This is a genomic window from Campylobacter sp. IFREMER_LSEM_CL2101 (genome assembly GCF_025771825.1).
GTDB lineage: Bacteria > Campylobacterota > Campylobacteria > Campylobacterales > Campylobacteraceae > Campylobacter_D > Campylobacter_D lari_C.
In genome coordinates, this window is the sequence record NZ_JAKMQZ010000003.1 from 1 (window position 1) to 24,380 (window position 24,380).

Here is a 24,380-nt window from a genome sequence, read left to right on the forward strand (position 1 = left end):
GTCTGCGGTAAATTGATTCCATTTTGAAATTTCTTTAAAAACTTATATAAAAAGTAAATATAAAATTATTAAAATTAAATATAAAAGATAATAATAAATACTATAAACTAAAAAATATCCATAAAATGTCTTATATTTAGAAAATGAATATCAATATTCTAGCTTATTTTATATATTTTTATTGAAATTTAAAAAATTTAGAAAAATTTATGAAACTTTTATAAAAAATTGTTATATAATACTCATTAAGTTTATAAACAAAACTTAAATAAAACCCACAAGGAGTACATCATGGGAACAAGAAAAGAACACGACTTTATTGGTGAGTTGGAAATTTCTGACGAAGTTTATTATGGAGTGCAAACTTTTAGAGCACTAGAAAACTTCCATATGAGTGGTAGAAGATTACAAGATTATCCATATTTTGTAAAAGCTTTCGCTCAAGTTAAAAAAGCAGCTGCTCTTGCTAACAAAGAAGTTGGAGTTCTTGATGCTGACAAAGCTGATGCTATTGCTAAAGCTTGCGACAGATTAATTGCTGGTGAATTTTTAGATCAATTTGTAGTAGATATGATCCAAGGTGGTGCTGGTACTAGTACAAATATGAATACTAATGAGGTTATCACTAACATTGCTCTTGAAAGCATGGGACACAAAAAAGGTGAATACCAATACCTTCATCCAAATGATCATACAAACTTAGGTCAATCTACAAATGATACTTATCCAAGTTCAATCAAAGTAGCAACCTATGCAAAACTTACTGATCTTTTAAAAGCTATGGAACTTTTAAAAACTGAATTAGAAGTTAAAGCTAAAGAATACAAAGATATCATCAAAATGGGTAGAACAGAGCTTGAAGATGCGGTTCCTACAACTTTAGGAAATACTTTCAACGCTTTTGCTAGCTATATTAAAAGTGATATTGAAAAAATCACAGCAGCTCGTGAGTCGATGAGTTATTTAAATCTTGGTGCAACAGCTATTGGTACAGGAATTAACTGCCACCCTGATTATAAATTTGTGGTTGAGAAAAAATTAAAAGAAATTACTGGTGTTGAATTTAAACCAGCTGAAGATTTTATCGCTGCTACTCAAGATACAGCTGATTTTGTACATGTAAGTGGTGCTTTAAAAACTGCAGCTGTAAGACTATCAAAAATCGCAAATGACTTAAGATTAATGAATTCAGGCCCAAGATGTGGTTTAGGCGAAATTAATCTACCAAAAATGCAACCAGGTAGCTCTATCATGCCAGGTAAAGTAAATCCAGTAATATGCGAAGCAGTAGGTGAAGCTTGCTATGAAGTTATAGGAAATGATGTTACTATCATGCTTTGCTCTGAAAGAGGAGAATTTGAACTTAATGCATTTGAACCAGGTATTGCTTATGGATTATTCAACTCTATAGTTTTACTTGAAAATGCAATGAAATCTCTAGCTGAAAAAGCTGTAAGAGGCTTAACAGCAAATCCTGAAGCATGCAAACAATCTGTACTTAACTCAATCGGTATTGTTACAGCATTTAACCCTGTTTTAGGATATGAAAAATCTGCAAGTATTGCTAAAGAAGCTTTAGAAACTGGTAAAGCAGTTGGCGATATTTGTCTTGAAAGAGGATATCTTCCAAAAGAAGAAATTGAAAGAATTTTAACACCAGAAAATATGTTAAATCCTCACATGACAGAAAAAAGAAAAGCGTAGTTTTTAGGAGTTTAAATCATGGATATTATGATTATTTTACAACTTGTTGTCTTTCTTGGGGCAATATTCATAGGTATCCGCCTTGGCGGCATAGCAATAGGCTATGCCGGAGGTTTGGGTGTTGTTATTTTAGGTCTTGTTTTAGGTATGAAGCCAGGTAATATTCCTTGGGATGTTATCTTAATCATCGCTGCAGCTATTGCTGCGATTTCTGCTATGCAACAAGCAGGTGGTTTGGATTATATGGTAAAAGTTACTGAAAGAATTTTACGTAAACATCCAAGATTTATCAATTACCTTGCACCAGCTTGCGGTTGGTTACTTACTATTTTAGCAGGTACTGGTAATGCAGTATTTTCATTAATGCCTGTTGTTATTGATGTTGCAAAATCACAAAACATTAAACCATCAGCTCCACTTTCATTAATGGTTGTTGCTTCACAAATTGGTATTACAGCTTCTCCAGTTAGTGCTGCTGTTGTTTATATGACTGGTGTATTAGAACCGCTTGGTTGGAATTATCCTGCATTAATTGGTATTTGGATTGTAACTACTTTTGCTGCTTGTATGATTACAGCTTTCATTGTAAGTTTAATCACTCCAATGGATCTTAGCAAAGACCCTGTATATCAAGAACGCTTAAAAGCTGGTCTTGTAAAAAGTGCTTCTGATGTTTTACAGAGCGAAGACAAACCAGGTGCGAAACTTTCAGTTGCTATTTTCTTATTCACAGTATTAGCAGTTGTTCTTTATGCTACAGCAATTTCTAACAATATCAAATGGATTGATCCAGTAGTTATCCCAAGAGATGCTGCGATTATGAGTTTCTTATTAACTGCTGCAACTTTAATCACAATCTTTTGTAAAGTTGAGCCTGCTAAAATTTTAGATACAAGTGTATTTAAATCAGGTATGACAGCTTGTGTGTGTGTATTTGGTGTTGCTTGGCTTGGAAATACTTTCGTTGCAGGTCATGAGGCAGGTATTAAAGAAGTAGCAGGTGAATGGGTTAAACAAACTCCAGCTATGCTTGCAGTTGCATTCTTCTTTGCTAGTATGCTTTTATACTCTCAAGCAGCTACTGCAAAAGCTATTGTTCCAGTTATCATCGCTGCATTAGGAATTTCAGCTACAAATCCTGCAGATTCTTATATGCTAGTTGCTTGTTTTGCTGCTGTTTCAGCGCTTTTCGTTCTTCCAACTTACCCTACTTTATTAGGTGCGGTTCAAATGGATGATACAGGTACAACAAGAATTGGAAAATTCATATTTAACCACGCATTCTTTATTCCAGGTGTGTTGGCTATAGTTATAGCTGTTGCTCTAGGTTTCTTAGCAGTAGGAATGCTTTAATACTCTAACTTTCCACTTTAAAAGTGGAAAGTTTTCTTCTTTATTTATTAACTAATTTTAAGTAGAATGTTTTTTTAATTTTAAAGAATCAAAATGACAAAATTAACTTTAGATAGAAAAAATATAAGAATTTTATTTATAGGTTATATTCTAGTAGCGCTTTTTGGCACCTTTATTCTAATGCTTCCTATGATGCACACTAAACCCATATCTTTTTTAGATGCATTTTTTACCAGTGCTTCAGCTGTAAGCATGACAGGGCTTATTGTATTAAATACTTCATTAGATTTTAGCTTTTATGGACAACTTGTTATTTTATTGCTTATTCAAATAGGCGGCTTGGGCTATATGAGTATAGCTATGGCTTTGTATATTTTAGTACGCAAAAAAATGAGTTTTGGAGAAAAAAATCTTTTAAGAGAATCCTTGATTTATCCTGGCGCTGACGGGCTTGTAGGATTTTTAAAAAAGGTTTTATTTTTTGTATTTGCTATTGAACTTATAGGTGCGGTATTATTATTTCTAAGGTTTAAGCTTGATATGAATTTAAGCGAGGCTCTATGGGCTAGTATTTTTCACTCTATTTCTGCTTTTAATAATGCAGGATTTAGTATATTTGAAAGTGGCTTAATGCCTTATAGAGAAGATTTTTGGATTAATTTTATTATCACCTCTTTGATTATCATTGGAGGTTTGGGTTATTTTGTATTATTAGAATTATACTTTTTTTCTAAAAAGCGTTTTGCTAGTCTAAGTCTGCATACAAAGCTTGTTTTAATTTCCACTATTATATTGATTATTTTTGCAAGCTTAGTAGTCTTTTTATTTGAATACCATAATCCAAAAAGCATAGGAGAATTTTCGCTTTTTGATAAAATTATGAGTGCTTATTTTACAGCGGTAAATTACCGAACCGCAGGGTTTAACACTCTTGATCTTAGCACCTTTAAAGATGCAAGTTTATTTTTTGGATCTTTGTTTATGATTATAGGTGGTGCGCCTGGTGGAACTGCTGGGGGTATTAAGGTAACTACTATTGCTGTATTGTTAATCTATGCTTACTGGAGTATCAAAGATAGTAATGCAAGAATTTTTAACTTTGAAATTCCTACAGAAACTATTAATAAAGCTTTCATTATAGCGGTAAGTTCTATTGTATATATCATCACTTGCGTATTGCTTTTATCTTTAATCGAAGATGATAAAAGCTTTTTGCCTTTGCTTTTTGAAACAAGTTCAGCTTTTGCTACAGTAGGAGTTTCAGTGGGCGATGGTGGGACTTTATCGCTTAGTGCGCTTTTTAATTCTGAAAGTAAGTTAATTATCATTTTACTTATGCTTAGTGGTAGAGTGGGTGTGCTTGCATTTTTATTTAGTATATTTTTTAAAGAAAAAGAAAAATATTTAAATTATCCAAAAGGAAAAATCATACTATGAAAAAAGAAACTTATGGTATTATAGGACTTGGAAGGTTTGGTTCGGTTTTAGCAAAAGAGCTTATTGATCAAGGTAAAAGAGTTATTGTTTCAGATATTGATGAAGAAGCGGTTAAGGAATTACAAGATCATGCAGATTTTGCCTATATTTTAGATTCTACTCATACTATAGCTTTAAAAGAAGCAGGTTATGCAAATGCTGATGTTGTCATACTCAGCATAGGTGAAAATTTAGAATCAAGCATACTCACTTTCATGGCTTTAAAAGAAATAGGGGTGAAAAATATCATTGCTAAAGCAAATTCTTCTACACATGGACAAATTCTTTCAAAACTTGGGGTTAATAAAGTTATCTATCCTGAAAAAGAATCTGCAAAGCGTTTGGCTAAAATTCTTATCACTAACCCAAATTTTGAAATCATAGATCTTTCAGCTAATACCATCAAAGTAGCAAAACTTTTGATAGATGAAAATTTAGCAGGAAAAACTTTACAATCCATTGGACAAAATTTAAAAGTCATCGCACACAAACAGCATGATACTTGGAGTATTATGCCAAATTTAGAAACCACTGCTTATCTAAATGATATACTAATGCTACTTGGCACTCAAGAAGAACTAAATCAATACGAATATTAAAAAATCTAAAGCTTATTTTTAAGCTTTAGCCTTATATTTAAATCACCATTAATCTCCCATTAAATATTTTATATATTATTTTACCTATTGCCTAATCTATAAAAACACATAAACTATAATTAAATATATTTTTTTAATAAGTTATTTTAAGATTATAACAACTATTATCAAATTTATATAAAAACTCTATATTTTAATTATCTAAAGAGCGTAATAAGACATTTATACCCTTTATTTATTACTATATATAAGCTTAGTATTTATTATTTATATACTAAATACAACAAATACACTTTATATGCTTATATAAATACTATTTTACCATATCTACACATATATTAAACAAAACAACAAAGCATAAATATAAAAGCTATAAAAGTCTATTTTTGCATTATTTTAAAAAAGTAAATAAAAGTAATTTTTGATGTTATATAAATAATAATAAATCTATATGTATTTTTTTAATAAAAAATAAAAGTAATTTTGATTATAGTTTATAAATAATTATTATATTTGATAGTTTTTTACATATTTTTCAATATTTTTATAACTTTTTTATTGTTTTTTTGTTTCTTGTGCTATCATATCATCACAAATAAAAAATTCAATGTAGGTTATGGGGGGGGGGATATGAAAAAAACGCTTTTACTTGTTTTACTCATTCACACTTTTCTTTTTTCTCAAATAATGATTTTAAAAAATCAAGATAAAATCACTATAGATAACAATCAGGTTCTTGCTTCCAACGAAACAAGTCAAATTAAAAATCACAATAATCTTAATCCAAGAGTTAAAAAGCTATTGGAGGAAAAACCAAATAAAGATTCTAATCTTAGTAAAGAAGATGAAGAGTTATCTAATAAGGTTATTAGTGTTATTCAAACCATAGGTAATATGTATAATGCCAAAGACGGCAAAGAAAGAGATAAGATTGCTAGAGATTTAGCAAGTAATTATTTAAGCTTACAAGCTAATACTTTAATCCAAGAATATTTACACTCTCTTAATCACTCTATCAATAGTGAGTTTAATTTAAACTATAATGATAGAGGTGGCTTAAGTGGTAATGCTAAAGCTCTTTTACCTATTATGAGTGAAGATAATCCAAAAATATCTTATTTTTTACAAAGCGGTATAGGTGGATATGATAACAATAGAATCATAGGTCATTTTGGTGGAGGTATAAGATATTATCCTAATGCACTAGCATTAGATAATTCAGGCAATATCATGCTAGGATTAAACCTAGTTTATGATCATGATTTTAGTAGAGAACATAAAAGAATGTCTTTGGGCTTTGAAAGCATGTTAGATACACTAGCTTTCCATGCCAATATTTATCAAAGATTAAGCGATTGGGTGGGAAGTTATGATTTTGATAAAGATTATATATTAGAACGCCCTGCTAATGGTTGGGATATGGGTATTAAATATGCTTTCCCTGCTATGAGTAATGTGGCTGTTTTTGCTAATATGAATAAATGGTATGGAGAAAAAGTAGCTCCATTTGGCAATGCAAGCTGCTATGAAGATTTAGAAAAAAATCCTTTAGTGTATGAAGGAGGTATTACTTATTCACCTTGTCCAGCATTAACTTTTTCACTAAGCCATAAAAGAAGTAATGAAAGTGATAAACAAGGCACAAATATAGCTATGAATTTTAACATACCTTTAGATAAAGATGGATTTAAACATGCTTTTGATCCTAAATTTGCAGGTATAAGCAATACCATTGAAGGATCTAGAACTCATTTTATAGATAGAGATTATTCTATGGTGCTTGAATATAAAGCCATTAATAATGCTTATCATGTTTCTTATTGTGGAAATTTAGGAGATAATACTCATTGTATTATGCTTAAAAATGGTTTTAACCAAGCAGTTAAAAATGTTGCCATGAGTGTAACTCCTGAACAAAAAAATGTAATCTTAAAAGATGGGAATCATTATATTACTAATGATAGCGGAAAGGTTTTTATAAAAATAATCCATGCTTACGGAGTCCATCAAACCAATTTAATTGCTAAAGCAGGAAATGCTCAAGAAAGTTTTCCTATTACCATCATAGCTCCAAAAGAAGATTTTAGAGTATTTGCTAAACCTTCTAATATACAAAGACATGAGCAATCATTAATTACATTTGCAGGAAATGATTTAGCAGGTGATTTAGCAATTCATTGGAAATTAATTGGCAAAGGAAGCTTAGAAAAAACTCCAAATTCAGATAAAACTGATAAAGATGGAATTTCAAACATCATCTATAAGCCTGATACAAGCATGAAAGATAAAGAAAAGGCTGAAATTATTGCTAATGTATTAGGAGTTACTTTAAAAACCTTTGTTCAAATAGCAGTTTATGGAGATGATGATATCATCTTAGATAAAACCACTATAGGTAATAAAGAAAAAACTCATGCAAGTTATAAAAACTTAAAAGCTAATTCTACAAAAGTTAAATGGAGTATACAAGGAAATAATGCTTTATTTATTGATAAAGACAAAACCTCCAAAGAGCTTAATTTAATAGCTGATGAAAACGGTGAGAGTAATGTAGAAATCATAGGGCTTAGTGGAAATGAAAAAGTAAAAATCATTGCTAAGAATATGAGCGATGAGTTAGTAAAAGAAAAAAGTAAAATTTTAGAAATCAAAAATTATTCAGCCACTATGGAGCTTCCTACTGGAAAAGATCCTGTGACTCATCAAGACTTTGAAAAGGGAATGATTGATTATAAAAGTGACTTTGAAGTAAAACTTAAAGGTTTAATGCCAAAAACAAAAGTTTCATGGAAGGCTAAAGATATACAAAGCAATAAAACTTTAAGAATTAGTAATGACAAAGAAAGCACAGCCGATGATAAAGGTGAGAGTAAGGTAGTATTTGAAGGAGTAAAAGATTTTAATATTAAAAGATTGCAAATCATTGCTACTTATAATCAAAGTACAGCTAGCACTCAAGAAATAAACGGAGAGATCAAACTCCACCAATACACCACAAGCATTAATTTTAGCAAAAACACTATCCATGCTTATGAAAGTGATAGCAACAAAGCTTTAAAAGATCCAAAGCCTGATCATGTTGAAGTAACTATAAAAGGTGGTAAGCCTAATGAGAAAATAGAATGGAGTTTAAGCGGTGATGCTACTTTAGCTAAAGCTGATAAAGTATTTAATGCTAGTGGTGAAGCTAAAGCAACTATTACTTCTAAAGCTCCATTTAAAGCTAATCCTACAATTAATGTTAGCACCCTAGGCCAAAACCTAAGTAAAACTATTACTTATGATGTAAAAACATATACACCTAGTGTAACTTATCCAAGCTTTAAAGCTCAAGAAAAAACTATAGATTATATAGATGATTTTAATATTAAAGTAAGTGGTTTATTACCAAATTCAGCCATTGATAAAATCAGTGGAAGTAAAGGAGTAAAAGCTAAAAAAGAAAGCTTTAATGTTAATGATAAAGGTGAAGCTACTTTAGAATTTAGTGGCATTAATGATTATAGTGTTAAAGAACTTACTATTAAGTTTAGTTATATCAAACAAGGTAGCGTTAAAGAGGAGCTTAATTTAGATAAAATCAAACTTTATCAATATAATTTACAAATACAATCAAACCGAACATGGTTTTACAATAAACTCAATGAACAATCTGAAATAAAAATTACTGGTGGACGTCCAAATTCTGAAATCACATGGAACATCCAAGGAGATGGGATAATAATCAATAAAGATAGCAAATTCAATTCTCAGGGTGAAGCTAAGGCAACTATTACTTCTAAAGATCCATTTGAAAATGAAATAACAATAAATGCTTCAACATTAGGAAAAAAAATAGATCAAAAAATTTCCTATAAATGGGAAAAATTTTTCTTGCCAAAAATTATGTTTCCTTATGGTTTATTATATCCATATGAAGTTTATTATGTGAAACATTTTCCGGTAACAATAACTCATTTAAAGCCAGGATTTATTAAAATTATACTGCCAGATGGAGTTAAAAGTGAAAAAGATCTTAGCAGATTATACACCAATGGAGAAACAACCATAAATCTATATGTTGATGACCCACATCTTAGATATTTTAGAATAGAACTTGAATGTGAATATAGAGAAAGTACAAGCGAATTAAAAAAATTTAAATCTGATGACGTTAAAGTGCTGTTCCCAGAAGTTGATTTAGATAGAAAAGAGTGGAGGGTAGGATACAATCCTATGTCTATTTTTTCACAATTTTCTTTAAAATTTAAAGATAAAGACATAAAAAATTCTCCAGATTGCAGGATAACTTCATATGAATTAAAAAAATATATGTCCAGGGTATCAAGTGGAGGTATAGGATTTAATTTCATTACCTTTGTTAATAATGACTCTGTAGGACACCATGATGAAGGTAAAATCAACTTCTCTTGTTTTGGCGGAGAACGAAATTTTGAATTTACTGTACAAGGAATATAAAATTTGCCATTTTACAATTTTATGCAATTTCTATCTCTGTTAGCTCAACTTTCAGAGGTAGAAATTAAAACTTTTATAGAATATAAAGATTTATTATTAAAAGCATTGTCATCTTTAAATGAATCAAAAACATTTGATGTAAAAGAATGTACACAACTTATTAACACTCTTGAAGAAACTTTTTTAGATAAACTCCAAATAGAAGAAAGCAAAAAGAAAGAAATTTGCAAAAATATCATCAAAATACTAAAAAATCATTGGAAAATGTTTTTTTGAAAGCTAGATGGTGTCAAGGGGGAGACTTGAACTCCCGACCTCCGGCTTATGAGACCAGCGCTCTAGCCAGCTGAGCTACCCTGACATAAAAAGAAGTTAAAATTATACTTTATTTTGCTTAACATTTCATAAAATACTTATTTTGTAAATTTTTATATATTTTTCAACTTTTTTGTGCTACAAATATAAAACTATATTAAAAAAGGATTTTAATGCAAATTAGCTCAAGTTATAGCAATGCCTTTTACACACAAAATCCTTATCAAAACAAAGACAAAGAACAAGCTAAAGAAAACATTTCAGAAAAAGAAAATCCACAGCAAATAAAAAAAAATAAAAACGATCAAGAAAAAGATGAAAAAACTCAAAAAGTCAATGGTAAAGACTTAAGCAACGAGGAAGTAAAACAAGTACGAGAGCTTGAAAAAATCGACAGAGAAGTAAGGGCTCATGAAGCAGCCCACCAAGCGGCAGGTGGAGCTTTGGCAGGGGCTGCAAGTTTTGGCTACACAAGAGGCCCTGATAATAAAATGTATGCAGTTGAAGGAGAAGTGCCTATAAGAATGCAAAAAGGCAATACTCCAGAAGAAACTATAGCAAATGCTATGCAAGTAATTGCTGCAGCTATGGCACCAGCTGATCCTAGTCCGCAAGATTATAAAGTAGCGGCTAATGCTATGCAAATGCAAAATGACGCACGCGCCGAACAAGCTAAAATAAAAGCAGAAGAGCTAAAAGCACAAAATGAAAAAAGCGAAAATGAGAATGAGGAAAAAACAAATTCAAATTCCAAAGCTATAAAATCATACACACAAAATACATCACAAGATTACATAGGAAGTCAGTATAACAAAAGCGCATAGTGGCAGAGAGGAAGGGATTCGAACCCTCGGTGAGTTGCCCCACACACGCGTTCCAGGCGTGCTCCTTCGACCGCTCGGACACCTCTCTAAAAATGAAAATTATAACTTATTTTTTTAAATTTACACTAAAAAGGGAATTTATGAAGCTTTTTTACTCTTGTTTTTATCTTTTTATTTTACTTTTTTTAAGTGCTTGTTCAAATCATGCTAATGTTAATTTATATTATGAAAAAGCCTTTATAAACAAACAATGCGATGAAAATACCCTAGCTTTAAAAAACGCGGATAAAGACACCATATATACAGGATTAAATTTAGCCTCTTTAGCAAGAGTTTGTAAAGATTATGAAAAAAGTAATGCATTTTTTGATAAAGCAGAAGAAGCTTATAAATATGATGTAGATTTACAAAATGGGCTTCAAAAAGCCACTAAAAATTTTAGTGAAATTTTACTTAATGATACCATCAATGACTATCAAGGTTATTTTTATGAAAGGACTATGCTAAATACTTACAAAGGTTTAAATTATATGAGCTTGGGTGATTTTAAAAACGCAAGAGTGGAATTTAACCGAGCTTTATACAGACAAGATAGAATGAAAGAATATTTTTATGATTATATACAAAAAGCTCAAGAAGAATACCAAAAAGAACTTCAAAAAGATAAAAAAATATATACAAGTTTTCAGCAAAATTTAAACCCTATCTATAAACAATATGACAATCTTCTTAGTGCATTTAACGCAAATAAAAACTATACTAATATCTATGCTAGCTATCTTAGTGCTTTATTTTTCTTTTTTGACAAAGATTATATTAAAGCTTATGATCTTTTAAAAGAAGTAGCCTTAAGCGATGTGAAAAACAAACAACTTCAAAAACAATTTCAAGTATTTGAAAAATTCACTCATTTAAAAACATCCTTCCCTCAGCAAAAATATATTTTTATTATCTATGAAGATGGTTTTAGTGCTACAAAAGAAGAATTTAATCTCACTTTACCATTTATTTTTAACGATAATATTGCAAATATTAGCGTAGCTTTTGCTTATTTAAAATCAAGAAATACTTCTTATAAATTCTTGCAAAGCCAAGATGAAAAAACCCAAAATTTAATTTATTTTGATGATATTATAGCAAGTGAGTTTAAAACTCTTTTGCCTTCCATGGTAATGAAAACCTTAGCCTCAAGCGCACTTAAAACTTCAATTAATTTAGTCATAGCTAATAATGATTCTAGTGGTTTTTTATCATTTATTAGCACTGTTAGTACTGCTTTAATCAACAAAGCAGATCTTAGAATGTGGCAAGCTTTACCAAAAAGTGCTAGTATTTTAATGCTAAAAAACGAAGGCTTAGTTAAAATTTATGATGATAAAGAAAAAATAATCTTTGAAGATGAGTTGGAAAAAGATAAAAATTATATTGTACTTATAAGATCTTTTGTGCCAAATTCAAATATTATTTATAAAATCAAAGAACAATAAGGAGATAAAATGAAAAAAAGTTTATTTTTTATGGTTTTTGCGCTTTTAGTTTTCAGTGCTTGCTCTTCACAACCAAAATACACTGATGGTAAAGCTTCTCAAAAAGTTCAAGGCGATGCACTTACTTTGGGACTTGATAGAGAAGACTTTGAAAAAACTGCTGAAGATATGATACAAAGCTTGCTTAGTGATCCTGCTTTTGCAAATTTAAATAGCTCTAATAGAAAAGTTGTTGCCATAGGAAAAATCATCAATGACACCCCGCAAAGAATAGACACAGACAAACTCACTTCAAAAATTACCATAGCATTAAGAAAATCTGGCAAATTTATACTAACAACCGCTGTGGCAGCAGGTGGAGCAAAAGATAGCTTATCTCATGATGTAAGAGATTTAAGAGACAATGAAGAATTTAATCAAAACTCCATAGCTAAAAAAGGCACACTTTTAGTCCCAAATTTCTCACTTTCAGGTAAAATCAGACAAGATACTGTTAAACTTTACAATGGCAAAATTCAAACCGAATATTTTTTTCATTTAATTCTTACGGATTTAACTAGTGGCTTAGCCTTTTGGGAAGATGAAAAAACCATCAATAAAACAGGCAAAGGCAAAAGTGTAACATGGTAAAAAAACTACTAATTCTTTTTTTAACCCTCGTTTGTCTTTGTCAAGCACAAAGTGCTTTAAACAAAGAAAGCTATGGTGAGGGTTTTGGAAATACAAGAAGCGAAGCAATAAAAAATGCCATCAATGAAGCTCTTGGGAAAATGGAAGGCTTAAAACAAGTCAAGCTTAAAAAATTTGAGTTTAATTTTAATGGAAATTTCAACATAGGCTATGATGAGGAAATTGATTTTGTTAGTAATGGGGTTTTTAATAGCTATGATATTAAATCTTTAACCCAAACAAATCAAAACGAATTTCACGCAAAAGTTGTAATTTATAAAAAACTCTATAGTGAAAAAAACCTTGAGGATAAAAGTTCGCTAATTATCATCAACAAAGTTAAAGATGAACTCTCAGCTAAATTTGAACAAGAACTTTTAAGCGTTTTACTCCAAAGTAAAAAATTTAGAATTTTAGATAGAGCAAATCTTGATCTTTATAATCAAGAAAAATCTTTACTTATAAAAAATGCAAGCGATGATGAACTCATTAAGCTTTATAATGTCTTGGGGGCTGATTTTTTACTCATTTTAAATCCTAAAATAGAACAAACTCAAAATGAAATTAGCACTCAAACTTATAATATTAACATTGATTATCGTTTGATAGAATTTGCCACAACTCAAATCAAAGCTTCTAATACTTTAGAGTTTAAAATGAGTTCTACAAGCAATTCAAGCAAGCAAAAAGCCCTTAGGGGTATTGCTACAAAAATTACAGAAGATATTTTTAAACATTCTAAAGACAATCAAGAAGAAGAAACAGAACAAGGTTTAGACACAAACTATCAAATCAACAACGAAGGTGGAGTTAATTTAGGTTTTTAGCCTCTAAAAACTCACACCTTTTGCAAAGCTCGGCTTTTAAAATTCCTTGCTTAAATCCTTCTTTTAATTCCATATATAAAGACGAATTTAAAAGCTCATTAAAATCTTTTTCAAAGCAATTTCCTAGTTTTATATCCCCTTTAGTATCCAAACAACAAGGCACTAAAGTTCCATCACTTAAAATAGCAATTTGCCCATTTAAAGCATGACAAAACCCCTTCTCTCTAACAACCTCATCTTTCAAAGAAGGCCATTTAAAAAGCCTGGCTTGGTGTAAGATAATATGCCTTTCTAAGCGATTTTTAGCTTTTTGCTTTTGAATTTTTATTTTAAAAATTTGCTCTAAAAAATCATAAATTTTCTCATTTTCCAAAGGTGGGTTGAAATTTTTATCTAAATTCCAAAGTCTTAGGTTGATAAAAGAATTATTTTTATTTTCTAAGTGTAAAAAAATAAGCTTCAAAATAGGCTCAAAGTATTCTTTTAAACTCATTCTACTTTGAGATAAAAAAGCACCCAATGAGATATTAATTTGGTGGATATTTTTAAAACTTAAAACAAGGTTGATTTTTTCTTCATCAAAATAAAACCCACTCGTAGTAAGCTCTATTTGCATATTAAATTTTAAAGCTATTTCTAAATATTCTTTTAAATTTAAAACCCTTAAAGGATCTCCAAGCACATGGAAAGTAAAAAGCTTGGCATGATTATGCACACTTTTGCAAATTTTTTCAAAGTTTCCAAGGCTCATTTGTTTTCTTTGGGCTTTTTGGCTAGGACAAAAATCACATTTTAGCCCACAAATATCACTTAATTCTATATAAATTTTCTCAAAATGCATAATCACTCTTTTTAAAAAGCTCAAATGCCTTTAAAGCAAGTTTTGAAAGCGTGATATACTCTAATTCTTTATAAGCAAAAGCTTTAGCTTTTAAATCTTCAAAATCATCATCTTTTAAAAAATATACCTTAGCATTGATTTTGTACTTGGTATAAGAATGCTTAAATTCTCCTATAAATTTTGCTTTTTTTTGGTTTTTGTATTCTAAAAAATTATATAAATTAAAATACAACTTTTCTTGACTCTTAATGAGTAAAAACTGCTCGTTTTTTTGTACTATAAGTATTTTTAAAATAGTATTTTCGTATTGAATTTTTTTAGTTAGGTTGAATTTTTCATATTCATTTTTTCCACTACAAAAGCTTTCTAAAGGACAAAGCTTGCATTTTGCATTTTTAGGCAAGCAAATCAAAGCCCCTATATCTAGCAAAGCTTGATTGTGATCAAATGCATTATCATAGTTTAAAAATTCTCTTGCCTTTTGTGTTAAAAGTTTAGAGTTTGGATTTTGCAAACTATAAAATCTACTCAAAACTCTTTTTATATTTGCATCCACAAAAGACTTAGCTTGCAAAAAACCAAAGCAAGCTATAGCACCAGCTGTATATTCTCCAATACCAGGAAGTTTTTGAAGCTCTTTAATATCAAATGGTAATTTTGCATTAAATTTTTGCACACAAATTTTTGCGCATTTGTGCATATTTCTCGCCCTAGTATAATACCCAAGCCCTTGCCAAGCTTTTAAAACCTCATCTTCACTTGCCATAGAAAGTGCTTTTAAAGAAGGAAATTTAGCTAAAAACTGAAAATAATAATTTTGCAAAACACTCTTTACCTGAGTTTGCTGAAGCATAATCTCACTAACATAAACAGCATAAGCAATGTCAATATTTTTTAATTTTTCTAAATCATCTGCTTTAGCGTATTTTTTCCACTCATCATGCAAAATACGCCAAGGAAGACTTTTCCTACCATTTTGATCATACCATTTCAAAATATTTTCATGAATTTTTTGCATTAAAACTTTCTTTATTTTTAAAAAAATTATACAATCTATTCTTAAAGGCTTTATGTTAAAATAAAAAAATATTTTTAAAAAGGAGTAAAAATGAAAAGTTTTTTAAAAGGTTTGGGTTTAGGATTACTTTGTTTAGTATTATTTGTACTAGGAGTGGTTTTTAACACTGAATTTTTAGGCTTAAAAAATCATAATAAACAAAATATAGAATTTTCAAGAAATATAGAAGTATCTAATGAAATTATGCCAAATATCTTCAATGCTACTTTAAATTTTAGCGCTAGTGAAGAACTTAGTAAAAAAACCATTGTTTCTAGTGAAGAAAAAAATCATATTGCTAAAACATTTAAAGAAATCTCAGATCGTATTGCTAAAGAAAATTATTGCAAAGGCGGAAGTTATACTTTAGAGCCAAATTATAATTATTACCAAGGGGTAAAAACACTTAATGGATACAGATTGCACTCTAATTTTACTTGCCAAATTCCACAAAATAAAAGTAAAGACTATGAAAATCTTATAAAAGATATAGAAAATATTAGCGCTACTAATACTTTTATCTCTTTTAATACCAAAGCCTTGCAAGCTGGTTTTGATGAGGCTATTTTAGAAGCAAATAAAGAAGATTTATATGATCTTGCATTTAAAAAAGCTTTTGAAAAGGCTCAATATTATTCTAAAACTTTAGCAAAAACTTGCGTGATAAAAAACATTCATTTTGATAGTTGCAACATCAAACACAATGCTCCAAGTTTAGCAGCTAGTGCAGATAGTGTTGTATTGCCTATTATTAAAAGTGAAAAACAAAATTTAAGAGCTAATGTGCTTTTTATTTGTCAATAAATTTCATTTTGGCTTTATTTTGAGCTTTTATAATTTCTCATCATTAATTTAAAGGAGAAACAATGAAAAAAATTATAAGTTTATTTATCGTAAGTTCTTTGGCTGCTTCATTTGCTCTAGGAGCTGATTTTTCCAAAAAAAGCAATGATGAGATTTTAAATCTTGCAAAAACAGTTAGCGCACAAGATCAAGCTGATTTGGTTATAGAAATGAAAAAAAGAATGAATGAGATGAAATACAAAGACGCAAAAGTTTTTCATCAACAATTTAAAACTAATTTACGCGAAAACATCTCTAAGCTTTCTATACAAGAAAGAAACCAAAGAAGAGCTATCGTTCAAGAAGATATGCAAAATTTAACCGATGAAATGAGTGGTAAAGAAATAAGAGAATTAAATTTACATCAACATGGTAAAAATCCACATAGAATGCACAAAATGGATCATCAAAACCATGCAAATTGTCCAATGAGATAAAATGGCAGCAAAAATTCTGCTCTTAGAAGATGATTTAAGTTTAAATGAAATTATAAATGAAGCCTTAAGCGATGAAGGCTTTAAAGTCTCTTGTGTATATGATGCACAAGAGGCACTAGAAAAAGCTTATGAAGAAAATTTTGATCTTTGGATTTTTGATGTTAAAGTCCCAAAAGGCAACGGCTTTGAAGTTTTAAAAGAATTAAGAGAAAGTGCTAAAAACACCCCTGCTATATTTTTAACTTCTTTATCTATGCTTGATGATGTAAAACAAGGATTTTTATCAGGTTGTGATGATTATATTAAAAAGCCTTTTGATATAGATGAATTAATTATCCGTGTAAAAAATATCATTAAAAGAAATTTTAGCCACCAAAAAGAAGATTTGATTTTACTTAGCTCTTCAAAAAACATTTCTTTTGATCCGCTTAATAAAACCCTTTATCAAAATAAAACAATCATCAATCTTACCAACAAAGAAAAAGAACTCTTAGCCTTACTTTTAAAAAAACGTCCACATTTTGTAAATATAGAAACCATTTTTGATGAAATTTGGAATTTAGATGAAGAACCTGTAATTATGAGCCTTAGAGTTTATATAAAAAATTTAAGAAAAATTCTTGGCAAAGATCTTATTATCAATCAAAGAAATATAGGCTATGCCATTAGGCTAGAAAATGAAAAGTGAAAATTTTAATAATACTATTTTTAAAATTCTAGCCCTTTATATCATCACAAGTGGTGTATTTTTAACGATTTTTTTTATCACTTTTTATCAAAAAGAAGCTAGCTATATACGCTTAAATCAATTAACTCATATGTATACACACCATAATTACATCTTGCAAAATATTATAGAATCAAAACATAGTCAAATTGCATTAGAAAAAATCAACTTTGCAGAAATTTCTAACAAACTCAACACTTCCTTTGCTATTATCTTGGATCAAAAAGTAATTTTTAGCAATCTTTCATTTGACGCTATTAATATTTTAAGACACTTAGAACAAAATGACTTTATCTATAGTAGAAACAAAAGGCTATTCATAGAATTTTTAAAAATTCGTAATCTAGATGCTTATATAGATAGAACTGATATGAAAAAACCTAGACATTATTTTAAATTTTTAAAACACAGAAATATTCACATCATCATGGAAACTGATGATCTTGGTTTTAAAAAAGAACAATACCGTAAAGATAATTATAACAATCTAGATATCAACGATTTTTCCCATGAACTTTGGAAATTAAAATTAAAAACTATTTTTTACACTCTTATATGCATTTTACTACTTGCTATAGTTGCTTATATACTCATTTTGCTTGTCTTTAAAAATATCAAAGAGCAATTTAAAGCACTTAATGATTTTATCAAAGATACCACGCATGAAATTAATACGCCTTTGAGCGTGATTTTAGCTAGTATTAAAAAATTTGATGATACAAATTTAAACCCAAATAATATAAAAAAACTAAATCATATCAAACTAGCAAGTAAAAATTTAAACCATATCTATCAAAATCTCATAGCCTTAAATTTTTTCTTGCAAAAAGAAAATACAAAAGAAGATATCAATCTAAAAGAGCTTTTAGAGCAAAGACTAGAATACTTTGAAACTTTAATCGCACAAAAAAATCTCATCATTGAAAAAAATCTTTTAGAGCAAGACTTTTATGCCAATAAAGAAGAAATGCAAATTTTAATCGATAATCTTTTAAGCAATGCCATAAAATACACCGATGCTCATAAAAAAATCTATATTTGCTTAAAAGAAAAAACACTTAGCATTAAAGATGAAGGTCAAGGAATGAGTGCTAAAGAAATAGCTCAAATTTTTACACGCTATAAGCGCTTTAATCAAGACCAAGGTGGCTTTGGCATAGGTTTAAACTTAGTCAAGCAAATAGCCGATAAAAACAATATCAATATTAAAGTTTTAAGCAAAGAAAATGAAGGAAGTGAGTTTATACTTTCTTGGTAAGGATAAAAATGGATATTTGTTTAGAAAAAATAAAAATGGAACAAACTTGGAAAGAATTTTTAAAAGATGAGTTTTTAAAACCTTATTTTTTAGAGATAAAAACTCATTATATCAATGCCTTAAATGAAGGAAAAACTATATATCCACCAGCAAATTTAATCTTTAATGCATTTAATCTAGCTCCCTTGCAAGATTTAAAAATCATACTTTTAGGACAAGATCCCTACCACAATCCTCATCAAGCTATGGGTTTAAGCTTTAGTGTGCCAATGGGAGTTAGAATTCCCCCATCTTTACTTAATATCTACAAAGAATTACAAGATGATTTAAATATCCCTATAGCAAAACATGGTGATCTAAGCAAATGGGCTAAACAAGGAATTTTACTTTTAAACTCTATATTAAGTGTAGAAGCAAACAAACCTGCCTCACACGCACATTTTGGTTGGCAAAAATTTACCGACGCGGTTATATCAAAACTTAGCAATGAAAAAGAAGGTTTGGTGTTTTTGCTTTGGGGAAATTATGCTAAAAACAAAAAGGTTTTAATCAGTCCTCAAAAACACTTTATCCTAGAAGCAGCACATCCTTCACCTCTAGCAAGGAATGCTTTTTTAGGGTGCAAACATTTTTCAAAAAGCAATGAAATTTTATTAAAACTTGGCAAAAGTCCTATTGATTGGAACTTAAACTCATAATTTACTTTAAATCTATATACTTTAGGAAAATTTTTATAAAGGATTAATATGAATTGCCCAGTTTGTGCAAATACAGCTTTATTAATGAGTGAAAGAAATGGAGTTGAGATTGATTATTGTCCAAAATGCCGCGGTGTTTGGCTTGATCGTGGTGAACTTGATAAAATCATAGAAAGAAGTTCTTCTCAAAACGCGCCACAACCATCTCATCAACAAAACTATAACCAACAAGCAAACTATCATCACAACAGTGGCTATAAATATAAGAAAAAAGAAAGTTGGCTTGGAGAATTATTTGACTTTTAAGCCAAAAGGCTTAAAAGTTTTACTTAAACTCTCATTTTTATTTCTATCTTCTTTTTATTTACAAAAAAACACTTTTTATTAATAATATATGTTACAATAAAATAATTTTTAACAAAAGGAGAGAAAATGAAAAAAATCATTCTAGGTTCTTTACTAGCATCAAGTTTTTTAATTGGAGCAAATTTGGAAAATTTTGATCCAAAAGCACAAAAAGATCATTTAGTTATCAAAATGGAAATTCTTGATAAAAATGCCAACAAAAACGCAGGTGAAGTTGTAGCAGTACAAACTCCTTATGGAGTAGCATTTTACCCAAATCTTCAAGGTTTAGAAAGTGGAATTCATGGTTTTCATGTTCATGCAAACGCTGATTGTGGAGCAACTGATAAAGGTTTAGGTATGAAAGCAGGTGGTCACTGGGATCCTGAAAAAACCGACGCACACTCAAGCCCATGGGATGATAAAGGCCACAGAGGTGATTTACCACCACTTTATGTAGAAAAAGACGGTAAAGCAACTAATCCTGTATTAGCGCCAAAAATCAAAACACTTAATGAACTTAAAAACCACTCTTTAATGATACATTTTGGGGGAGACAATCATAGCGATCATCCTGCAGCACTTGGCGGTGGCGGTGCTAGAATGGCTTGTGGAGTAATTAAATAAAACACATACTAAAGGCTTTTTGCCTTTAGTATTATTTAAAAAGCTTAGTAAAATCTAAATCATTCATAAAATCATGGCTTGATCCGCCAAAACTTTGGCTAGGACTATAAGTAGCAATAGCCACTGCAAGCTCACTAAGCATAGAAGCTATTTCTTCCCTTTTATCTACTATATAAGCTTTCATACCCTCATAATCACTAGTTTCTAAAATTTTTAAAGGATTATAAATTTCAAAAGCAAAAGCCTTTGAGCCTACATTTACATTATAATTATTATCAAATAAAGCATTGCCTAAAAATGAGCAATTATCTACTATTTTCAAACTTTCACTTGCAATTAATACTTTATCTTGCACATCTTCATAATTTTTATCTTCTAAAAGTTTTGAAATTTTTTTCAACGAAGAATCTAAAATTTGTAAAGCACCAACAAAATCGTTTGCATCGGTAATATCTTCACTAAATTTTTGTGTTTGGTGTTTTAAATTCGCACCATCTATACTTGAACCTACTTGTCCTAAATGTTTTTGTAAGATTTCTAATTCATCTCTCATAATACACCTTCCTTGTTATTGCTATAACAAGAAAAGCATTTTTTATTCCAAATTTTGATCTATCCAAACTCTAAAATCTTTAGCAAAAAGCAAAAAAACCTCATCATAATTTTGGATTAAAATTTGAGGATTATTATCATTTAATTCTTTTTCATAGTAAAAATACTTACTTGCTATAAGTTTTTTAGTGTTTATTTGCACTAAATTTAAATTAATGCCTAATTTTATTTTAGAATGCATCTCATCGCTAAAATCTTGCTCTAATACATCTACTTTGCTTTCTAAAACATAATCAGCACTAGCTAAACTATCTTGGTTTAAAACCGCTTTAAATGCTTCTAAATCTTGCAAATGAAATTCCAAAAAAGTTTTAATCATCAAAGCAGGATTTTCTTTCCAAAAATGATAAGCATAAGCATTAACAACATGATCTTTTTTATAAAAAATTTCATTAGTATAAGCTAAGCCCTTAGGCAAAGAAACTATAATAGTTGCGTTTTTTTTATTTTGACTTTGCTCTAGCTTTTCTAAATTAATACTAAAATATTTATTTGCAGGTAAAGTTTGACTTGGACTAATCAAAGAACAAGCACTAAAAAAAATAGCTACTAAACTAATATATAAAAATTTCATTTTATTCTCCTGGAGCATATTGAATGGCTTTATCTTTATAAATTACATCGGAAGGATTTTGCTTTAAATTTTTTAATAATTGCGTAAAATCTAAAAACAAAACTCTTAAAATATCTAAATTTTCATTCAAAAGCATTCTGCTTTTATTAAGCTCGTTAAGTTGACCATTAGCATTGTTTAAAAAATTTGAAAAATCATCTGAACTTTTACCAAGTTTAGAGCTTGTTTTATTTAAATTTTCTAAAAATGCTGGTGCATTAGCATTTAAATGTGCAAAAAGCTCTGATGAGTTTTGTAAAATTTGCTCAATATTTTTTAAATTTTTATCACTTAAAAGATTTTCTAGTTTAAGCTTTGAGACATTAATAAGCTCTAAAAGATTATTTGCTTGCTTATCTATACTCGTAAAAAAACTTTCCTTTGATTTTATAATAGGATAAACATCATCATCTGCTTTTAAAACACTAGCTTCCTCACTACCCCCTGCAAGCTGAATGAATTTAAATCCTGTTATACCTTGAATTTGCAAGCTTGCATAAGTATCTGTTTTAACCGCTAAATTAGAATCAAGCTTGACTAAAATTTTTACCCTTAATTGATTGCTTGAACTATCTATGCTGATATTTTCAACACTTCCAACATCAACTCCTAAAAATTTAACCGGAGCTTTGACACTAAGCCCTGCAACTGATTCTTCCATATAAATTTCATAATATTTAAAAGATTTCTCATCTTTTAAATTCCCATACCACACTATAAAAAACAAGCTGATAAAAAATAACACACAAACAAAAATTCCGATCAAAATATAATTTGCTTTATTTTCCATTATTGCATAAACCTCTCATAAAGTCTTGGATTTTGCTCTTGCAAGGCCTCAACATTTCCCAAAAAACCAACTTTTTTATTCTCTATAATCAAAAAGCGATTTAATACATTTTTCATACTTTCTTTATCGTGAGTAATTAAAACCACACATAATTTAAAGCTTTGTTTTAAACTCAAAAGCAACTCATCAAATTCTCTTGAGCTATAAGGATCAAGCCCTGAAGTTGGCTCATCTAAAAAAAGCAATTTAGAATCAAGCACCAAAGCTCTAGCTATGGCCACTCTTTTTTTCATACCTCCGCTTAATTCACTTGGATAAAGCTTAGCCACACTCTCATCAAGTCCCACCATCTTAAGCTTCATCATGGCTATTTCTTTGATATCGTTTTTGCTAAGTTTTGTATATTCAACTAAAGGTATGCTAATATTTTCAAGTATATTAAAAAAGCTAAATAATGCTCCATATTGAAAAACAACACCCCATTGTTTTTGCAAAAACAAAGCATCTTCATCACTTATATTTTTTAATCTCTTGCCTAAAATTTCATACTCGCCCTTATCAAAATGCTCAAGCATTAGCATTTGTCTTAAAAGTACAGATTTGCCACTACCACTACCACCTAAAATGCCAAAAATTTCATTATCTTGTACTTCAAAACTAATATCCTCATGCACGCATTTACTTCCAAAATAAGTGCTGATATTTTTAGCCTTTATAATCAAAGTCCAGCCTTTGTTAAAAATACAGAAAAAATCGCATCAAAAGCTATCACCCAAAAAATAGCATTTACCACGCTTTTTGTCGTATAAACACCTATACTTTCGGTAGTTTTTTGCACAAAAAATCCTCTAAAACAAGCAATAGAAGCAATCAAAAACCCAAAAATAGGTGCCTTTATAAGCCCTATGATGATATGTTTTAGCTCCACTGCTTCTTTAAAACGACTCATAAACTCACTCATGCTAATTTCTAAACTAAACCAAGCAACTACAATTCCACCTACAATACTTAAAATATCCGCCACTATTACCACTAAAGGCATGGCAAGCGCTAAAGCTAAAACTCTAGGTAAAATGATAAACTCACTTTCTTTAAAACCCATAGTTTTCATCGCATCAATTTCATCAGTAAGCTTCATCACTCCAATTTGAGCTGTATAAGAACTTGCGCTCCTACCAGCTATAACAATAGCACTAATTAATGGTGCAAGTTCTCTAGTAGCAGAAATTCCCATTAAATCAACAATGTAAATATTAGCTCCAAATTGTGCAAGTTGATACGCAGCTTGATAAGCAAGCACCACACCCACAAGTAATGAGGTTAGCATAATAATAGGCAAAGCATTAATAGCACTATTTTCTACATGATATAAAAATGCCTTAAAGCGAAGTTTTTTAGGATTTAAAAGTGTTTTAAAACAAGTATAAATAATAAGCCCAATGAAATTTAAAAACTGCACCAAAAGCGTAAAAGATTCAACAACCTTTTTTCCTAAATTTTCAAAAAAATCTTTGATTGTTTTTTTATTTTCATGAGTATTATTAAAACTTTTATAGTGTTTTTGACAAAGTTCAAAAAGCTTAGCATGTTCGCTTTTAAGATTTATCCTACTAAACTCAAAACCTTTTTGCTTAAGTTCATTTTCTAAAGCTAGAAAATACCTAATCCCAGCAGTATCTATAAAATCTAAATTTGCAAAATCAAAAATAATATTTTTTTGAGTAGGAAAATCTAATTTTTCTAATTTTCCTACGCTAGTTTTATCCCATATACCAAAAACACTAAAAACACATTCTTGGTTTTTAATGTCTTTGATGATT

24 protein-coding genes and 2 tRNA genes are annotated in these 24,380 nt (G+C 29.6%); 17 read left to right on the top strand and 9 right to left on the bottom strand.

Annotated elements, in window-relative coordinates:
- Positions 1–291: 291 nt before the first annotated feature.
- The 6 genes from L8V88_RS02465 (at position 292) to L8V88_RS02490 (ending at position 9,866) form a co-directional block, all read left to right on the top strand.
- Positions 292–1,704, top strand: a complete 1,413-nt coding sequence (locus L8V88_RS02465) for an aspartate ammonia-lyase (RefSeq protein WP_263675606.1) — start codon at positions 292–294, stop codon at positions 1,702–1,704.
- Positions 1,705–1,722: 18 nt separating this feature from the next.
- Positions 1,723–3,057 (top strand): anaerobic C4-dicarboxylate transporter, encoded by a 1,335-nt coding sequence (locus L8V88_RS02470; RefSeq protein WP_263664326.1) that lies wholly within the window; start codon positions 1,723–1,725, stop codon positions 3,055–3,057.
- A 93-nt stretch (positions 3,058–3,150) separates the two neighbouring features.
- Positions 3,151–4,494 (top strand): TrkH family potassium uptake protein, encoded by a 1,344-nt coding sequence (locus L8V88_RS02475; RefSeq protein WP_263726648.1) that lies wholly within the window; start codon positions 3,151–3,153, stop codon positions 4,492–4,494.
- Positions 4,491–5,132 carry a potassium channel family protein gene (locus L8V88_RS02480; protein WP_263675611.1) on the top strand — a complete coding sequence of 214 codons (642 nt, stop codon included), beginning with the start codon at positions 4,491–4,493 and terminating at the stop codon, positions 5,130–5,132. Before L8V88_RS02475 ends, L8V88_RS02480 begins: the two co-directional genes overlap by 4 nt.
- A gap of 630 nt (positions 5,133–5,762) precedes the next feature.
- Positions 5,763–9,590, top strand: a complete 3,828-nt coding sequence (locus L8V88_RS02485; RefSeq protein WP_263726650.1) for an inverse autotransporter beta domain-containing protein — start codon at positions 5,763–5,765, stop codon at positions 9,588–9,590.
- A 21-nt stretch (positions 9,591–9,611) separates the two neighbouring features.
- Positions 9,612–9,866, top strand: coding sequence for a hypothetical protein (locus tag L8V88_RS02490; protein ID WP_263726651.1), 255 nt, complete (start codon positions 9,612–9,614; stop codon positions 9,864–9,866).
- Between the two features lie 8 nt (positions 9,867–9,874).
- Here the strand turns inward: L8V88_RS02490 and L8V88_RS02495 are convergent.
- Positions 9,875–9,951, bottom strand: a tRNA-Met gene (locus tag L8V88_RS02495).
- Between the two features lie 127 nt (positions 9,952–10,078).
- Here L8V88_RS02495 and L8V88_RS02500 point away from each other — a divergent pair.
- The gene (locus tag L8V88_RS02500; RefSeq protein ID WP_263726653.1) at positions 10,079–10,729 is read left to right on the top strand and encodes a putative metalloprotease CJM1_0395 family protein; all 651 of its coding nucleotides are present in this window, start codon (positions 10,079–10,081) and stop codon (positions 10,727–10,729) included.
- Here the strand turns inward: L8V88_RS02500 and L8V88_RS02505 are convergent.
- A tRNA-Ser gene (locus tag L8V88_RS02505) sits at positions 10,730–10,817 on the bottom strand.
- A gap of 52 nt (positions 10,818–10,869) precedes the next feature.
- Between L8V88_RS02505 and L8V88_RS02510 the strand changes: the two genes are divergently transcribed.
- The 3 genes from L8V88_RS02510 to L8V88_RS02520 are packed head-to-tail and all read left to right on the top strand — an operon-like array spanning position 10,870 to position 13,712.
- Entirely contained in the window at positions 10,870–12,216 is a 1,347-nt protein-coding gene (locus L8V88_RS02510) for a hypothetical protein (RefSeq protein WP_263726655.1), read from the top strand.
- Positions 12,217–12,225: 9 nt separating this feature from the next.
- On the top strand, positions 12,226–12,846 hold the full coding sequence (gene lpoB / locus L8V88_RS02515; protein ID WP_263726656.1) for a penicillin-binding protein activator LpoB: 621 nt from the start codon (positions 12,226–12,228) through the stop codon (positions 12,844–12,846).
- Positions 12,840–13,712, top strand: coding sequence for a hypothetical protein (locus L8V88_RS02520; protein WP_263726658.1), 873 nt, complete (start codon positions 12,840–12,842; stop codon positions 13,710–13,712). The genes lpoB and L8V88_RS02520 overlap by 7 nt, the downstream gene beginning before the upstream one ends.
- Here the strand turns inward: L8V88_RS02520 and L8V88_RS02525 are convergent.
- Both L8V88_RS02525 and mutY read right to left on the bottom strand, forming a co-directional pair.
- Positions 13,696–14,553, bottom strand: a complete 858-nt coding sequence (locus L8V88_RS02525; RefSeq protein WP_263726661.1) for a radical SAM/SPASM domain-containing protein — start codon at positions 14,551–14,553, stop codon at positions 13,696–13,698. The genes L8V88_RS02520 and L8V88_RS02525 overlap by 17 nt on opposite strands.
- A complete protein-coding gene (gene mutY / locus L8V88_RS02530) occupies positions 14,543–15,586 on the bottom strand; it encodes an A/G-specific adenine glycosylase (protein ID WP_263726772.1) in 1,044 nt (347 codons plus the stop codon). Before mutY ends, L8V88_RS02525 begins: the two co-directional genes overlap by 11 nt.
- A 75-nt stretch (positions 15,587–15,661) precedes the next feature.
- On the opposite strand from mutY, the gene L8V88_RS02535 reads away from it, so the two are divergent.
- From L8V88_RS02535 to L8V88_RS02565, 7 genes are all read left to right on the top strand, one after another.
- The gene (locus tag L8V88_RS02535; RefSeq protein ID WP_263724087.1) at positions 15,662–16,414 is read left to right on the top strand and encodes an SIMPL domain-containing protein; all 753 of its coding nucleotides are present in this window, start codon (positions 15,662–15,664) and stop codon (positions 16,412–16,414) included.
- Between the two features lie 62 nt (positions 16,415–16,476).
- Positions 16,477–16,890: a DUF1104 domain-containing protein gene (locus L8V88_RS02540; protein ID WP_263724088.1), complete on the top strand. Its 414-nt coding sequence runs from the start codon at positions 16,477–16,479 to the stop codon at positions 16,888–16,890.
- Position 16,891: 1 nt separating this feature from the next.
- A complete protein-coding gene (locus L8V88_RS02545) occupies positions 16,892–17,578 on the top strand; it encodes a response regulator transcription factor (protein WP_263726662.1) in 687 nt (228 codons plus the stop codon).
- The gene (locus L8V88_RS02550; protein WP_263724091.1) at positions 17,568–18,875 is read left to right on the top strand and encodes a sensor histidine kinase; all 1,308 of its coding nucleotides are present in this window, start codon (positions 17,568–17,570) and stop codon (positions 18,873–18,875) included. The genes L8V88_RS02545 and L8V88_RS02550 overlap by 11 nt, the downstream gene beginning before the upstream one ends.
- Before the next feature lie 8 nt (positions 18,876–18,883).
- Complete coding sequence (ung, locus tag L8V88_RS02555; RefSeq protein WP_263726665.1) at positions 18,884–19,573, top strand: uracil-DNA glycosylase; 690 nt, start codon at positions 18,884–18,886, stop codon at positions 19,571–19,573.
- A 48-nt stretch (positions 19,574–19,621) separates the two neighbouring features.
- On the top strand, positions 19,622–19,879 hold the full coding sequence (locus tag L8V88_RS02560; RefSeq protein ID WP_263726668.1) for a zf-TFIIB domain-containing protein: 258 nt from the start codon (positions 19,622–19,624) through the stop codon (positions 19,877–19,879).
- A gap of 126 nt (positions 19,880–20,005) precedes the next feature.
- Positions 20,006–20,545, top strand: a complete 540-nt coding sequence (locus L8V88_RS02565; protein ID WP_263675564.1) for a superoxide dismutase family protein — start codon at positions 20,006–20,008, stop codon at positions 20,543–20,545.
- A gap of 31 nt (positions 20,546–20,576) precedes the next feature.
- Here L8V88_RS02565 and L8V88_RS02570 read toward each other — a convergent pair whose 3' ends face one another.
- Genes L8V88_RS02570 through L8V88_RS02590 form a run of 5 tightly spaced genes read right to left on the bottom strand, consistent with a single transcriptional unit; the run spans position 20,577 to position 24,379 of the window.
- Complete coding sequence (locus tag L8V88_RS02570) at positions 20,577–21,098, bottom strand: flagellar FLiS export co-chaperone (RefSeq protein ID WP_263675563.1); 522 nt, start codon at positions 21,096–21,098, stop codon at positions 20,577–20,579.
- Positions 21,099–21,140: 42 nt separating this feature from the next.
- Positions 21,141–21,731, bottom strand: coding sequence for a hypothetical protein (locus L8V88_RS02575; protein ID WP_263726670.1), 591 nt, complete (start codon positions 21,729–21,731; stop codon positions 21,141–21,143).
- Between the two features lies 1 nt (position 21,732).
- Positions 21,733–22,560 carry an MlaD family protein gene (locus tag L8V88_RS02580; protein WP_263726671.1) on the bottom strand — a complete coding sequence of 276 codons (828 nt, stop codon included), beginning with the start codon at positions 22,558–22,560 and terminating at the stop codon, positions 21,733–21,735.
- Positions 22,560–23,282, bottom strand: coding sequence for an ABC transporter ATP-binding protein (locus L8V88_RS02585; RefSeq protein WP_263726673.1), 723 nt, complete (start codon positions 23,280–23,282; stop codon positions 22,560–22,562). The genes L8V88_RS02580 and L8V88_RS02585 overlap by 1 nt, the downstream gene beginning before the upstream one ends.
- Positions 23,279–24,379, bottom strand: coding sequence for an MlaE family lipid ABC transporter permease subunit (locus L8V88_RS02590; protein WP_412175398.1), 1,101 nt, complete (start codon positions 24,377–24,379; stop codon positions 23,279–23,281). The genes L8V88_RS02585 and L8V88_RS02590 overlap by 4 nt, the downstream gene beginning before the upstream one ends.
- Position 24,380 lies beyond the last annotated feature (1 nt).

Excerpts from the sequence above, each read along its gene's own strand:
- L8V88_RS02465 (WP_263675606.1), top strand. The coding sequence starts at position 292 with ATGGGAACAAGAAAAGAACACGACTTTATTGGTGAGTTGGAAATTTCT.
- L8V88_RS02470 (WP_263664326.1), top strand. The coding sequence starts at position 1,723 with ATGGATATTATGATTATTTTACAACTTGTTGTCTTTCTTGGGGCAATA.
- L8V88_RS02475 (WP_263726648.1), top strand. The coding sequence starts at position 3,151 with ATGACAAAATTAACTTTAGATAGAAAAAATATAAGAATTTTATTTATA.
- L8V88_RS02480 (WP_263675611.1), top strand. The coding sequence starts at position 4,491 with ATGAAAAAAGAAACTTATGGTATTATAGGACTTGGAAGGTTTGGTTCG.
- L8V88_RS02485 (WP_263726650.1), top strand. The coding sequence starts at position 5,763 with ATGAAAAAAACGCTTTTACTTGTTTTACTCATTCACACTTTTCTTTTT.
- L8V88_RS02490 (WP_263726651.1), top strand. The coding sequence starts at position 9,612 with ATGCAATTTCTATCTCTGTTAGCTCAACTTTCAGAGGTAGAAATTAAA.
- L8V88_RS02500 (WP_263726653.1), top strand. The coding sequence starts at position 10,079 with ATGCAAATTAGCTCAAGTTATAGCAATGCCTTTTACACACAAAATCCT.
- L8V88_RS02510 (WP_263726655.1), top strand. The coding sequence starts at position 10,870 with ATGAAGCTTTTTTACTCTTGTTTTTATCTTTTTATTTTACTTTTTTTA.
- lpoB (WP_263726656.1), top strand. The coding sequence starts at position 12,226 with ATGAAAAAAAGTTTATTTTTTATGGTTTTTGCGCTTTTAGTTTTCAGT.
- L8V88_RS02520 (WP_263726658.1), top strand. The coding sequence starts at position 12,840 with ATGGTAAAAAAACTACTAATTCTTTTTTTAACCCTCGTTTGTCTTTGT.
- L8V88_RS02525 (WP_263726661.1), bottom strand. The coding sequence starts at position 14,553 with ATGCATTTTGAGAAAATTTATATAGAATTAAGTGATATTTGTGGGCTA.
- L8V88_RS02535 (WP_263724087.1), top strand. The coding sequence starts at position 15,662 with ATGAAAAGTTTTTTAAAAGGTTTGGGTTTAGGATTACTTTGTTTAGTA.
- L8V88_RS02540 (WP_263724088.1), top strand. The coding sequence starts at position 16,477 with ATGAAAAAAATTATAAGTTTATTTATCGTAAGTTCTTTGGCTGCTTCA.
- L8V88_RS02545 (WP_263726662.1), top strand. The coding sequence starts at position 16,892 with ATGGCAGCAAAAATTCTGCTCTTAGAAGATGATTTAAGTTTAAATGAA.
- L8V88_RS02550 (WP_263724091.1), top strand. The coding sequence starts at position 17,568 with ATGAAAAGTGAAAATTTTAATAATACTATTTTTAAAATTCTAGCCCTT.
- ung (WP_263726665.1), top strand. The coding sequence starts at position 18,884 with ATGGATATTTGTTTAGAAAAAATAAAAATGGAACAAACTTGGAAAGAA.
- L8V88_RS02560 (WP_263726668.1), top strand. The coding sequence starts at position 19,622 with ATGAATTGCCCAGTTTGTGCAAATACAGCTTTATTAATGAGTGAAAGA.
- L8V88_RS02565 (WP_263675564.1), top strand. The coding sequence starts at position 20,006 with ATGAAAAAAATCATTCTAGGTTCTTTACTAGCATCAAGTTTTTTAATT.
- L8V88_RS02570 (WP_263675563.1), bottom strand. The coding sequence starts at position 21,098 with ATGAGAGATGAATTAGAAATCTTACAAAAACATTTAGGACAAGTAGGT.
- L8V88_RS02575 (WP_263726670.1), bottom strand. The coding sequence starts at position 21,731 with ATGAAATTTTTATATATTAGTTTAGTAGCTATTTTTTTTAGTGCTTGT.
- L8V88_RS02580 (WP_263726671.1), bottom strand. The coding sequence starts at position 22,560 with ATGGAAAATAAAGCAAATTATATTTTGATCGGAATTTTTGTTTGTGTG.